This is a genomic window from Microbulbifer taiwanensis (genome assembly GCF_014904815.1).
Lineage (GTDB): Bacteria > Pseudomonadota > Gammaproteobacteria > Pseudomonadales > Cellvibrionaceae > Microbulbifer > Microbulbifer taiwanensis.
In genome coordinates, this window is the sequence record NZ_JACZFR010000028.1 from 142,231 (window position 1) to 155,918 (window position 13,688).

Genomic DNA, 13,688 nt, shown 5'->3' on the forward strand with positions numbered 1-13,688 from the left:
TTTACTGTGGTTGCTTTAGCTTAATCCGGCGCGACGAATACAGATTTTAGCGCGGAGGGGAAGATCCCACTCCGCGCCAGTATTCCGCATTCCGCATTCATCATTCCGCATTAAATACGTTCAAGCATCTCCTCAGCGCGGGCCTTGTGCTCGCCGGCACCCTCCTGGACCACCTCGTTGAGGATGTCCTTGGCACCGTCCTTGTCACCCATATCCAGGTAGGCCTGGGCCAGCTCCAGCTTGGTGCTGACTTCGTCACTGCCCTCGAGGAGGTTCAGCTCGGAATCCAGGTCGCTCTCCAGATTGAAACCCAGGTCGCCGAACTCCGCCTCGCCCTGCTGCCCGGCGGCGGGCTGGTCCGCCTCAACCGCTACCTGCCGGGTTGCCTGTTCAGCCTTCTCTGCCACCGCAACATCGGTGTCCAGCGACAGCTCCTCTTCGGAGGACAGGCCGCCGGCGATATCGTCCAGGTCGATGGAATCGAGGTCCAGGCCACCGTCCAGCTCGCCGCCGAATGAATCCAGCTCGTCGTCGGAAATATCGTCCAGGGATAACTCCAGCGTATCATCGCCAGACTCGGGCTCAGCTGTCGCGGCAACCTCTTCACTATCGAGCCGCAGTTCGCCCTCGCCCTCCACCGGCGACAGGTCCAGATCGAACTCCAGGCCGCCGCTCTCTTCCAGACTCTCAGACCCGGTATTCTCGACCTCTACGCCACTCAGCTCGGCGGACTCCAGTTCGACACTCCCGGCTTCGGCATTGTCTGCCTCGGCGTCGGCCAGCTGCGGCGCTTCGTATTCGATCGGGCCCAGATCGCCCTTCGTCTCATCGCCTTCACCCAGGCCATCGTCCGAACCCAGATCCAGATCGCCGAGATCCAGATCGCCGGACATCAGGTCGTCGAGGTTGAACTCCTCCTCGGCGCTTTCATTGGCATTCTCATGACCACTATCCTGCGTGGCGCCCTGCTCAGCCGCTGCCCCGCTGTCAAAGTCGCTATCCAGGTCCAGATCCAGCGAGAAATCATCGTCCGACGCGCTCGCGGCGCTGCCGCTGTCATCGGACAGATCCATGGTCAGGTCGTCCAGCAGCGAGGTGTCGCTATCGAATTCGTCGCCGAAACCACTGTCGCTCTCAATCTCGGAGCTGGGCATCTCGCTGGAGAAGTCGTCCTCGAAGGATGCGCTGATATCGTCCAGCTGCGTGGCCTCCAGGGACTCGCTGGTGAAATCCATCGCCGGCGCCTCAAAAGGCGGCGCGCCGGAGATACTCTCGCGCAGGCGCGCGGCGCGATCCGCCGCCGGGCCATCGCTGACACTGAGCAGCTGGCGATAGTGATCGTCAAACTTGTCCGCGCTCTGCTGGTGGGCATAGACCTCCAGCAGCATCAGGCGCGCATCGACATTCTGCCCGTCCTGCTGCAGCCCCTGCAGCAGCTTGCCTTCGGCCTCGTCGTATTGGCCCAGGGACAGGTGGATTTCCGCTTCCGAAATCGGGTCATCGGTACCCACATCGTCGAGCTGGCCGAGATCGAAGCCTTCGTCGGCCTCCATGCTTTCCAGCGCGGCCAGGTCTTCATCCGGCTCGCCCACTTCCGGCGCTTCGGCCAGGGCGCGTTCGGCAGCCATCTCCCGCTCAACCTGCAGCATGGCCTCCTCTTCTTCCTTGCGGCGACGCCAGGTGAAGAATCCAAACAGGCCCACCAGCAGTGCACCGGCACCGATAGCAATCAGCTGGATATTTTCCATCAGCTGATCGACCAGGCTCGGCTCGGCCTGGGTTTGCACCGCGACCACGCGATTGCGGCGGTCTTCTTCCGCCGCCCCGGGCTCCTGCGCCGCAGCCGGTTCTTCGGCAACTTCAGCGGCCGGCTCTTCTGCCGCAGCCTCTTCCGCGACCTCTGCAGATTCACCGACTGCAACCGGATTGGCCGACGGTTCCGACTGTGCGGCGGCATCCTGAACTGCGCGCATCTCCTCGTTGGAGACCTCCACCAGGCGCTCCATGGTGTCGATCTGCTCGTCCAGCTCGGAAATGCGCTCCTGCAACTCTTCGTTCTCGAGGCGCGACTTGTCCAGCTCTTCCTCTGTCACTGCGAGTTCGCCGGACAGCGCCTCGCTGTCCTCGGCACCGCTGCCGGAACCGGACATGACGGATTCGTTGTCGCCGGGCGCTGCGAGGCTCACACGGCCCTCGACGGTTTCACCGGCGGCGCTGTCGTCGGCAACCGCGCGCGCATCCAGCGGCGCCTCAGTGGTGACGTCGTCACCAATGCGCTGGCGCCAGGAGTCGTTCTGTACGGCCACCTCGGAAATGGCGTCGCGCAGACTCAGCGTGCGGATATCCTCTGCATTCGGCAGGCGCAGTACCGTACCTTTCTTGAGCAGATTGATATTGTTGTCGATAAAGGCCTCGGGGTTGAGGCGCTGGATGGCCAGCATGGTCTGCTGCACAGAGTACTCGCGGCCTACGCGGTTTTTCAGCGCTATTTCCCACAGGGTATCGCTGGCGGATACCGGACCGTAGACCTGGCTACCACTGGCGGTATCGGATGCTGCAGCGGCGGGCCGGGATTCACGACTGAACTGCACAGACTCCTCGACAGCCTGCGGTGCCCGCTGCTGCTCCTGAGCTTCCGCTGCCGCGGGCTGTGACTCGACCGCCGATGCCGGCTCTGCCGGTCGCTGAACCGGCCTCTGCACCGGGGCGTCGCGGCGAACCTGTTGGCGCTCGCGCTCGGCGGCACGCACAGGTTGCTGTGCCGTGCTGGTGGAGAAGGCGGGCAGGTCCATCAACAGGGTGTATTCCCGCAGCAGGCGGCCGCTGGGCCAGCGGGTTTCCACGAGGAAATTCAAAAAGGGTTCGCGAATCGGCTCGCGGCTGGAGACACGTACCACCGGCTGGCCGCCGGAATAGTCCACATCGAATCGCAACTCGGTGAGCAGGTAGGAGCGGTCGACTCCGGCCCGCTCGAAATCTTCGGGGCCGGCGAGACGCACCCTGATCTCGTTATCTTCGAGGCCGCGCGTTTGCAGCAGACCGATTTCCGCATTGAGAGGCTGGTTGAGGGTGGAGTTCAGTTTGATCTCACCCAGCCCGAGCGCCAGAGCCGCGTTGCCACCCAGTGCGCTGACCAGACCTACCGCTAGTGCCAGCTTTCGCACACGCATATCCGATTCCCTTTATTGTTAGAATCACCGGGTTTCCGCAAAGCGCGTCTTTTGTTTTCGAAGCGCACTTCCGGAATCCCCCATCACTGTACAGTAAACGTTCAAGCAAGCGACTGCCGCAATGGCAGCCTTTTCAACCCTGGCGAAAAATTCGCCACCCCCAAGCCGAACGGAAGTTAAGAATACACCTTCACTGTGGCGGCTAAGTATTAATTATCAATAGTTTTTTAGCAACAAGTGCACAATCTGTACGCAGTTCATCGCCAGATCTTTACGCAGATTGTCCGACACTGCACAAAAATTAAACTGCCGCGCATTGAGCAGGCTCTGTCGCAATCTGCCAATCAGTGTCGTGTCGCCGCCGACCGCCTCTTCCGATGATGGCCGCTCGACCAATTGCAGGCGGGCACCGTTACCAAGCAGGGCGCGCACTTTTTCCAGACCCACCTCTTCATCCAGCGTCACGCGCAGGTTGGCCAGCTGGCCATGAAAGACGGAGGCGGTGTTGATACAGGCATCCACCGCCACGCCTTCGCCGATCAGGCGGCGCAGGTCGTGTACCAGCGCCAGCTCGCTCATATTGTGACCGCTGGCCAGCAGCGCCTCGCTGGAACTCAACAGGTTGAACGCGAGTCGGTGGCCGATGGCCGGATCGATTTCCGCATCCTGGCCGCTGAACATGCGCGCCGTCTGCGCAGCCATGGCATCCACCGCCGCCTTGCCCAGAGCCGATACCGGCTGGCTCAACTGCACTTCCACCGCCTGCAGGCTCTCACCCAGGGGCGCCAGCGCCTCGACCACCATGGCGGCACCTTCGCTCGGCAGTGCCAGTACGCGGCGCTCCGCATTCGCAATTTCGCCGCTGTTCAACAACGGGTGTATAACGGAGACACTCTCGTCGCCGCGGGTATTGCCGGCGACGTCCAGCACCCAGGCACCGGCCGTCTCTGCGGCGGCCAGGGCTGCCTGCGCCGCCTCGCCGCTTTTCAGCAGCACCACTACCTGCTCCGGGGCGAAGGTGAACTTCTCCAGCTCCCCCACCGGGATATTACGCTTGGCAAACACCTGCGGATCCACCTCGCTGTCCTCGACTTCCAGCAGGCGCAGCTGGTCTGCGGCGACGGTTCCGCGCTCCTCGAGGACTTCCAACAGGGGGACAAAGGCGGCGTTATCGACACCGATAATAACCAGTTCGCGGGGAGCTTCCGACATGGTGATTCACTTCTTGGGATGGGGGTACAAAAGAGGGGCGATTATACCCGCGCTGGGAGATCAAAAAAGCCGCACCGGAGTATCGGGGCGGCTTTTTAATGAGAAAAGGATCACAGGCTCAGGTTTCGGGGATCACACTAAGTAAACCTGAGGCGGCTCTGCTGCCAGGGGCTGCTCGCCAGACACAGGCTAGGCGCCCCCTCTTAATACATCCTTGCAGGCTCTGAATCGGTATCAAGGTCTGGCGAACAGCCCCCGGCATCAGGGCCATCGCATCCCTTTATAGGGATTCTTTTCCTAGTTCCGACAAGAATTTACAACTTACCCAGCAGAATCAGCAGCACCCGGCGCAGCGGTTCCGCCGCGCCCCACAGCAACTGGTCGCCGACGGTATAGGCGTTGAGGTACTCGGGGCCCATGCTCAGCTTGCGCAGGCGGCCCACCGGGATATCCAGCTTGCCGGTCACCGCGGTCGGAGTCAGCTGCTCGAGAGTGACCTCTCGCTCGTTGGGTACCACCTTGACCCAGTCGTTGGCGGTGCCAATCAGCTGTTCGATTTCCGCCAGAGGCAGGTCTTTTTTCAGCTTCACGGTAAAGGCCTGGCTGTGGCAGCGCATGGCGCCGATGCGCACGCAGGTGCCGTCCACCGGCACGGTGCTCTCGGTACCGAGAATCTTGTTGGCCTCCACCTGCGCCTTCCACTCCTCGCGGCTCTGGCCGTTTTCCAGCTGGGTGTCGATCCAGGGCAGCAGGCTTCCGGCCAGGGGCGCACCAAATTCGGCGCTGGGGAAATCCGCGGAGCGCATGCCGTCGGCCACCTTGCGGTCGATTTCCAGTATGGCACTGGCCGGATCCGCCAGTTCGGCAGCCACGCCATCGCGAATGGCGCCCATCTGGGAAATCAGTTCGCGCATGTTTTTCGCGCCGGCACCGCTGGCGGCCTGGTAGGTCATCGCGGAAACCCACTCCACCAGGCCGGCCTTGAACAGGCCGCCCAGGGCCATCAACATCAGGCTGACGGTGCAGTTGCCGCCGATAAAGTTCTTGGTGCCGGCCTCGATACCCTTGTCGATGACATTGCGGTTGACCGGGTCCAGCACGATGATGGCATCGTCGTCCATGCGCAGGCTGGAGGCGGCATCGATCCAGTAGCCATTCCAGCCGCTCTCGCGCAGCTTGGGAAATACCTCTTTCGTGTAGTCGCCACCCTGACAGCTGACAATAGCGTCCAGCTGTGCCAGTGCGTCTATATCGAAGGCGTCACCCAAGGGCGCCACCTCGCGGCCGATATCCGGAGCTTTGCCGCCGGCGTTGGAGGTGGAGAAGAAAACCGGTTCGGGGATGTGGGCGAAATCATTTTCTTCCAGCATGCGGCCCATCAGTACCGAGCCGACCATGCCGCGCCAGCCGATAAAACCTACTTTTTGCATTGCAGTATCCTTTAAATTCAGTGGTCATCTGGATTAAGTGCAGCATCCCTGCCGCACGCCCTGCGGGCCATTCGCTACGCGAATGTTCGCTTCGGCATCCGTGCCTCCGCGGTCCGGCCTGCGCCGGAATGACGAATTCGGGTACGGATTCGATGACTAGAAAGCGGCCACCACTGCTGCGCCCATCTCCGCGGTGGATACCTTCTTGCTGCCTTCGGTGTAGATATCCGCGGTGCGCAGTCCCTGATCCAGAACCTTGCTTACGGCCGCCTCGATCGCATCGGCCGCCTCGCCCATATCCAGCGAGTAACGCAGCATCATCGCGGCGGAAAGAATCGTCGCCAGCGGGTTGGCGATACCCTGGCCGGCAATATCCGGCGCCGAGCCGTGGCAGGGCTCGTAGAGACCGAAGCCGGTTTCGTTCAGCGATGCCGACGGCAGCATGCCGATGGAACCGGTCAGCATGGCGGCGGCGTCGGAGAGAATGTCGCCGAACATATTGCCGGTGACCATCACATCGAACTGCTTGGGCGCACGCACCAGCTGCATGGCCGCGTTGTCCACGTACATATGCGACAGCTCCACGTCCGGGTACTCCGGGGCCAGCCGGTCCAGCACCTCGCGCCACAGCACGGTGACTTCCAGCACATTGGCCTTGTCCACGGAGCAGAGTTTGCCGCCCCTCTTTTGCGCGGCCTCAAAGGCGGTGCGCGCGATGCGCTCGATTTCCGACTCGCTATACACGTAGGTGTTGAAGCCCTGCTTCTCGCCGCTCTCCAGAGTGCGGATACCGCGCGGCTCACCGAAGTAGATGCCTCCGGTCAGTTCGCGCACTATCAGGATATCCAGGCCGGAAACCACTTCCGGCTTGAGCGAGGAGGCCTCGGCCAGCTGCGGATAGAGGATCGCCGGGCGCAGGTTGGCGTAGAGACCCAGCTTGCTGCGGATTTTCAGCAGGCCCTTCTCCGGGCGGATTTCGCGCTCGAGCTGATCCCACTTGGGACCACCGACGGCACCCAGCAGCACCGCATCGCACTGGCCCGCCGCTTCCAGCTGCGCGTCGGTGAGCGGCTCGCCGTGGGCGTCGATGGAGGCACCACCGATCAGGCCCTGCTCGAAGGAGAGGTCCAGATTGAACTTCCTGTCCGCGGCTTCCAATACCGCCACCGCCTGCTCGACGATTTCCGGGCCAATGCCGTCGCCCGGCAGTATCATGATTTTTTTGCTCACGCCTTTTCCTTTGAATTTGATCACTTGGTAATTACTCTGATTTCCTCACTTCGTCATACCGGCGCAGGCCGGTACCCAGTTTGGTGGCACCTGGATTCCGGCCTGCGCCGGAATGACGAGTTACAAGCTTATTTGACAGCGTCGAACAGCCACGGCGCCTGCTCGCGACGCTGCGCTTCGTAAGCGCGAATGTCGTCCGCGTCCTCCAGGGTCAGGCCGATATCATCGAGGCCGTTCAGCAGGCAGTGCTTGCGGAAGGCGTCCACCTCGAAATCGATGCTCTCACCGCCCGGCTTCACAATCTGCTGCTTTTCCAGATCGATGGTCAGCGCATAACCTTCCTGAGCGTACATCTCGTCGAACAACTGGTTCACTACCGCCTCGTCCAGCACGATCGGCAGCAGGCCGTTCTTGAAGCAGTTGTTGAAGAAGATATCGGCAAAGCTCGGCGCTATGACCGCGCGGAAGCCGAAATCGTCCAGTGCCCAAGGCGCATGCTCACGGCTGGATCCACAGCCGAAGTTCTCTCGCGCCAGCAGCACCGAGGCGCCCTGGTAGCGCGGGTAATTCAGTGCGAATTCCGGGTTCAGCGGGCGATTGGAGCAGTCCTGCCCGGGCTGCCCCTCGTCCAGATAGCGCAATTCGTCGAACAGGTTGGGGCCAAAACCGGTGCGCTTGATGGATTTCAGAAACTGCTTCGGAATAATCAGGTCGGTATCCACATTGGCGCGATCCATCGGCGCCGCGAGACCCTTGTGTTGGGTAAATGCTTTCATTTACGCAGTCTCCCGTTGAGAGTCAAATTCACGCACATCGACAAAAGTACCGGCAATCGCCGCCGCCGCCGCCATGCTCGGGCTCACCAGGTGCGTGCGGCCTCCGTAACCCTGGCGTCCCTCGAAATTGCGGTTGGAAGTGGAAGCGCAGTGCTCGCCCGCTCCCAGCTTGTCCGCGTTCATCGCCAGACACATGGAGCAGGACGGCTCGCGCCACTCGAAACCCGCCTCGATAAAGATCTCGTGCAACCCCTCTTTCTCCGCCTGGGCTTTCACAGACTGGGAACCGGGCACTACCAGTACCTGCTTGACGCTGTCGGCTTTACTGCGCCCCCTGGCCACCGCCGCCGCCGCGCGCAGGTCCTCGATGCGGGAATTGGTGCAGGAACCGATGAATACGCGATCGAGTTTGATATCGGTAATCTTCTGGTCCGCCTTCAGGCCCATATACTCCAGCGCGCGCTCGATACCCGCGCGCCTGGTCGCGTCGCTTTCATCGGCCGGGTTCGGCACCAGTGCACTGACCGGCGCCACCATCTCCGGGGAAGTGCCCCAGCTCACCTGCGGCTCGATTTCCTCGCCGCGCAGCTCCACCACTGCGTCGAACACGGCATCGTCGTCGGAGTGCAGGCGGCTCCAGTTCTCGACCGCCGCCTCCCACTGTGCGCCTTTCGGCGCATAGGGCTTATTTTTCACATAGTCGAGGGTAATCTGGTCTACCGCCACCATACCGGCGCGGGCACCCGCCTCGATGGCCATGTTGCACACGGTCATGCGGCCTTCCATCGACAGTTTGCGCATCACCTCACCGCCGAACTCGATCGCATAGCCGGTACCGCCGGCGGTGCCTATCTTGCCGATAATCGCCAGCACCACGTCCTTCGCGGTCACACCCGCGCCCAGCTCGCCGTCCACGCGCACCAGCATGTTCTTCATCTTCTTCTGGATCAGGCACTGGGTGGCCATCACATGCTCCACCTCGGAGGTGCCGATACCATGCGCCAGCGCGCCCAGGGCGCCGTGGGTGGAGGTGTGGGAATCGCCGCAGACCACGGTCATGCCCGGCAGGGTGGCGCCTGTTTCCGGACCGATGACATGCACAATGCCCTGCCCCGGCTCATTGATTCCGAACTGCACCACATCGAAATCGCGGCAGTTCTCATCCAGGGTCTGCACCTGGATACGGGCAATCTCGTCGCGGATACCGGCCACGCCGGCGGCGCGCTCGGCCGCCTCCGAGGGCACATTGTGGTCCGGCGTCGCCACCAGGGAATCCCCGCGCCACAGCTTGCGACCGGCCAGTCGCAGACCTTCAAACGCCTGCGGGGAGGTCACCTCGTGGATCAGGTGGCGGTCGATATAGATGAGTGCGGTGCCGTCTTCGCGGCTCTTTACCAGGTGGTCCTGCCAGAGTTTGTCGTAGAGCGTCTGCCCGGCCATGGCCGTTTCTCCTCGTTTTTGGATTGACGCAGTCTAGACTCGGGCATTGAATAACATCAATTTATATTTATTATAAGAAGTAGTCTAATTGGGAATACATGACGCATCGGGCCAAATGCCGATGGAGTTCGATGCGAAGGTCCTGATGCCGGGTAGCGCTTTGCGGGACCTTATGAGGCAGGGATGCCGATTAGAGCCTCCAGGGATGGATTTAGGGGGGGCGCCTAGCCCGTGTCCCGCAAAGCGCTACCCGGCAGCAGGGCCGCCACGACAACGTCTATGGAGCACCCAGTGGATATTCAATGGTTAAAGGCCTTCCTCGCCACTGCCGAACAGGGCTCAGTCTCTGGGGCAGCAGAGCATCTGCACCTGACCCAGCCGGCAGTCAGCAAGCGCCTGGCGGCGCTGGAGCAGCAGTTGGACACGCCGCTGTTCGACCGTATAGGCCGCCGCCTGCAGCTCACCGACGCCGGCCGCGCCCTGCTACCGCGGGCGCGGCATATCCTCAATGAAATCAGCGACGCCGAGCGCGAGCTGCGCGCCCTGGGTGGGGCCGTGAGCGGCAGCCTGCGCATCGCCACCAGCCACCACGTGGGCCTGCACCACCTGCCCCCGGTGCTGAAGGACTTCAGCTCGCGCTACCCCGACGTGGCCCTGGATATCGACTTCGTCGACTCGGAACAGGCCTACGAGGCCCTGATGGCCGGCGAGTACGAGCTGGCCGTGGTAACCCTGGCGCTGAAGGAATACCCGAGCCTCGACGCCCGTGTGATCTGGCCCGACCCCTGTGTGGTGGTGGCCGCACCGGATCACCCGCTGGCGCAGATGCCGGCCCTGGACCTGAACGACCTGGCCCGCTACCCGGCCATACTGCCCGACCTGAACACCTATACGGGAAGACTGATCAAACGCGAGTTCGATAGCCGCGGACTGAAACTCACCGCCAAACTCGCCACCAACTTCCTCGAGACCATCAAGATGATGGCCGGTGTCGGCCTGGGCTGGAGTGTACTGCCGCGCACCCTGGTAGACGACAGCCTCGCCGTGCTGCCGGTGGAAAAGCTGCATATTGTGCGCAATCTCGGCGTCATCAATCACCGCGCCCGCACCCTCAGCAACGCCGCCAGCGCACTGCAACAGCTACTGATTGCCGCGGCGAACAAAAATTCACCGGAAAAAACCTGATATCAATCACAATTTATGGAAATGGTGCAGCGGACATCAGTATGTCAGGAAAAAAAAGGTAAACTCCGCGGCTGCTGTTAATAGAGAGTCACCGGAGAGAACCCATGAAAAAAATAACCCTGGCCCTGTGTGCGGCCCTGGCCAGCGGCGCCGCCAGTGCCGACACCATCCTCGGTTTCGACGCCAGCGCCGGCGTCTGGATGCCCAGCTACACCGGCAATATCGGCGTGGACGACTTCAACACCGACGAGTTTTCCCTGGCCGAGGACAATGTCACCTTCCTGCAGGCGGCGCTGGAGCACCCGATTCCGCTGGTGCCCAATATCATGGTGGCCCACAGCGGCGTGGAAACCGATGGCTCTGCCATGCTGGAGAGAGACGTCACTTTCGGCGACGAGACCTTCAGTGCCAATACCGAGGTCAGCGCCAATATGGACCTGACCCATACCGACGCCACCCTCTACTACGAAATCCTGGACAACTGGGTCAACCTGGACCTGGGCCTGACGGCGCGCCAGTATGACGGCGCTCTGGATGTTCGCCAGGTCTGCCCGGAGGACGCCGCTTGCGTAGCTGTACTCCAAGAAGAAAACATCGAACTGTCCGGCGTGCTGCCGATGGTCTACGGCATGGCCCGCTTCGACCTGCCCTTCACCGGCTGGTCCATCATCGCCCAGGGTAACGGCACCGGCTACAACGGTGATACCCTTACCGATGTGACCGCAAAAGTGCGCTGGGATTTTATGCCCGTGGCGGATTTCGCCATCGAGGCCGGCTACCGGATGATGAGCCTGGATGTGAAAGAGCTGGACGACTTCCAGAGCGATATCGAAATCAAGGGCCCCTACCTGGGCCTGAACCTGCACCTGTAACCACAGATTGCAGGCAGAGAAAGGGCGGCAAATTGCCGCCCTTTCTGTAAGCAAAGCCCACTCAATCGTCGCTTACGCGAAACAGCGCCTTGCCGGCGCCGCTGCGCGCAAAAGCAAATGCCGCCTCGTAATCCCCCAGTGCAAACTGCCTCCCGGCGCGCGTCGACAACTCGCCGGTGGCAATCAGCTTCCTGACCCGGCGCAGGATTTCCAGCCGCTTCCATTTCGACCGGGTTGCCAGCCAGTTGCCCAGGTGAAAACCCTCGACACTGGCCATCGACATCATCATCTCCCGTATCGGCACTACCGCAATGTCACGACCCAGGGTGCCGTAACAGACCAGCCTGCCGCGCGGCGCCAGGCAGCGCAGTATTTCGGCCGACAGCTGGCCGGCGACACTGTCGATGGCGTAGTGCACGCCGGCACCTCCGGTGATTTCAGCCACCCGGCTGAACAGATCCTCGCTGTCGGTGGCAATTACCGTATCGCCGCCGAGGCGCTTCAGCTCCGCAATCCTATCCCGACGGCGCACCACACTGATGGTCCTGAAGCCGTAGCGCCGCCCCAACCGGATGACCATACGCCCCAGCGCCGAACTCGCCGCCGTCTGCAGCAGGTACTGGCCGCGCGGCACTTTCAATACTTCGCGGGTGAGGATATAAGCGGCCAGTGGATTGACATAGAACATGGCCCCCTGGACATCGTCGATATCCTTCGGCAACACCAGGGCGCGGGTCGCATCCACAGCCAGATACTCCGCCCAGGTGCCACTGTCCGGAGCCTGGTCGGCAATGACCGCGACCCGCCTGCCGAGCAGACGACGCGCCAGCAGGCCCCCGCCACTGTCCTCCACCACCCCCATACCCTCGGTACCCAGGGTGCAGGGGGCACGCTTCAATGGCCTGCCCGCGGGCAGTTGGTAGATGGCGGGCCTCCTGTAATTCCACACCGCGTTCTGCAGTGCCTGGCCGTAGCGACCTTGAATCACATTGAAATCGGAGGGGTGGATGGCGCTGGCATTCATGCGCACCAGAACCTGGCCGGCGCGCAGCGCCGGCATTTCCACATCGGTGTATTGCACGCGGCTGAGATCTTCCGCGTGATGATCAATGGTCAGCGCTTTCATGCCCTGTCGTTACCCCTGCCACCCTGGCAAGCGGAGATATTAACTCCATCTGGCGACATGAAAAGTGGATTGCCGCCGTATTCGACTGGGATTCAACGCACTCTATTCGCCGACGGTGATCACACCCGAAGTGACATCGCCATTCTGGCCGCGCTGGCGCAGCGCGTGATCGATCAACACCAGCGCCATCATCGCCTCCGCGATGGGGGTCGCGCGAATACCGACGCAGGGATCGTGGCGGCCCTTGGTCACCACTTCGATGGGATTGCCGTGTACATCGATGCTCCTGCCGGGGATGCGCAGGCTGGAAGTGGGCTTCAGGGCGATATGGGCAATAAGGTCCTGGCCGCTGGAAATGCCGCCGAGCACGCCGCCGGCGTTGTTGGACAGGAAACCTTGCGGCGTTATCTCGTCGCGGTGCTCTGTGCCCTTCTGCTCGACACTGGCAAAGCCCGCGCCTATCTCCACCCCCTTGACCGCGTTGATGCTCATCAGTGCGTGGGCCAGGTCCGCGTCCAGGCGATCGAAGATGGGCTCGCCGAGTCCGGCGGGCACCTTGCTGGCGTGCACCGAGATGCGCGCGCCTATGGAGTTGCCCTCCTTGATCAGCGCCTGCATATAGGCCTCCATCTCCGGCACCTTGTCCGCGTCGGGGCAGAAAAAAGGGTTTTGCCCCACCTGCTCCCAGTCCAGCTTCTCCGCTTTGATGGGGCCCAGCTGGGACAGGTAGCCGCGCACTTCGATACCGTACTTTTCCTTCAGCCACTTCTTGGCAATGGCGCCCGCGGCCACGCGCATCGCGGTCTCCCGCGCTGAGGAGCGGCCACCGCCGCGGTAATCGCGCAGGCCGTATTTCTGCCAGTAGGTATAGTCCGCGTGCGCAGGGCGCACCTGCTCGGCGATATTGGCGTAGTCCTTGGAGCGCTGGTCGGTGTTCTCGATCAGCAGGCCGATGGGAGTACCGGTGGTCACACCCTCGAAGACTCCGGACAGGATTTTCACCCGGTCCGCCTCGCGGCGCTGGGTGGTGTAACGGGAGGTGCCGGGCTTGCGCCTGTCCAGCTCCAGCTGGATTTCCTCTTCGCTGATTTCCACTCCCGGCGGGCAGCCGTCGACGATACAACCCAGCGCCTGGCCATGGCTCTCGCCGAAAGTGGTGACGCAAAACAGCTTGCCAAAGGAGTTGCCCGACATATTCCCTGCCTACCCGCGTTTTATTCAATGAAAGCGGCGCATTATAGAGGATT

At 62.1% G+C, this 13,688-nt stretch carries 10 protein-coding genes; 2 read left to right on the forward strand and 8 right to left on the reverse strand.

The genetic code is table 11. From position 1 onward, the window contains the following. Window positions 1–110: 110 nt before the first annotated feature. The 6 genes from IG627_RS11235 to leuC all read right to left on the reverse strand — a co-directional run bounded on the left by IG627_RS11235 (window position 111) and on the right by leuC (window position 9,258). On the reverse strand, window positions 111–3,170 hold the full coding sequence (locus IG627_RS11235; protein ID WP_193192458.1) for a FimV/HubP family polar landmark protein: 3,060 nt from the start codon (window positions 3,168–3,170) through the stop codon (window positions 111–113). 216 nt (window positions 3,171–3,386) lie between these two features. Continuing rightward, window positions 3,387–4,382: an Asd/ArgC dimerization domain-containing protein gene (locus IG627_RS11240; protein WP_193192459.1), complete on the reverse strand. Its 996-nt coding sequence runs from the start codon at window positions 4,380–4,382 to the stop codon at window positions 3,387–3,389. Between the two features lie 314 nt (window positions 4,383–4,696). Next, on the reverse strand, window positions 4,697–5,812 hold the full coding sequence (gene asd, locus IG627_RS11245; RefSeq protein WP_193192460.1) for an aspartate-semialdehyde dehydrogenase: 1,116 nt from the start codon (window positions 5,810–5,812) through the stop codon (window positions 4,697–4,699). A 156-nt stretch (window positions 5,813–5,968) separates the two neighbouring features. After that, complete coding sequence (gene leuB / locus IG627_RS11250) at window positions 5,969–7,042, reverse strand: 3-isopropylmalate dehydrogenase (protein ID WP_193192461.1); 1,074 nt, start codon at window positions 7,040–7,042, stop codon at window positions 5,969–5,971. A 128-nt stretch (window positions 7,043–7,170) separates the two neighbouring features. Beyond that, a complete protein-coding gene (gene leuD, locus IG627_RS11255; RefSeq protein WP_193192462.1) occupies window positions 7,171–7,818 on the reverse strand; it encodes a 3-isopropylmalate dehydratase small subunit in 648 nt (215 codons plus the stop codon). Further along, window positions 7,819–9,258 carry a 3-isopropylmalate dehydratase large subunit gene (leuC, locus tag IG627_RS11260; RefSeq protein WP_193192463.1) on the reverse strand — a complete coding sequence of 480 codons (1,440 nt, stop codon included), beginning with the start codon at window positions 9,256–9,258 and terminating at the stop codon, window positions 7,819–7,821. A gap of 291 nt (window positions 9,259–9,549) precedes the next feature. On the opposite strand from leuC, the gene IG627_RS11265 reads away from it, so the two are divergent. Further along, the gene (locus tag IG627_RS11265; RefSeq protein WP_193192464.1) at window positions 9,550–10,443 is read left to right on the forward strand and encodes a LysR family transcriptional regulator; all 894 of its coding nucleotides are present in this window, start codon (window positions 9,550–9,552) and stop codon (window positions 10,441–10,443) included. A 104-nt stretch (window positions 10,444–10,547) separates the two neighbouring features. Then, a complete protein-coding gene (locus IG627_RS11270) occupies window positions 10,548–11,315 on the forward strand; it encodes a TIGR04219 family outer membrane beta-barrel protein (protein WP_193192465.1) in 768 nt (255 codons plus the stop codon). 61 nt (window positions 11,316–11,376) lie between these two features. On the opposite strand, the gene IG627_RS11275 is transcribed toward IG627_RS11270, so the two are convergent. Both IG627_RS11275 and aroC read right to left on the reverse strand, forming a co-directional pair. After that, the gene (locus tag IG627_RS11275; protein ID WP_193192466.1) at window positions 11,377–12,441 is read right to left on the reverse strand and encodes a zinc-dependent alcohol dehydrogenase family protein; all 1,065 of its coding nucleotides are present in this window, start codon (window positions 12,439–12,441) and stop codon (window positions 11,377–11,379) included. A 102-nt stretch (window positions 12,442–12,543) separates the two neighbouring features. Beyond that, window positions 12,544–13,635, reverse strand: coding sequence for a chorismate synthase (gene aroC / locus IG627_RS11280; RefSeq protein ID WP_193192467.1), 1,092 nt, complete (start codon window positions 13,633–13,635; stop codon window positions 12,544–12,546). Window positions 13,636–13,688 lie beyond the last annotated feature (53 nt).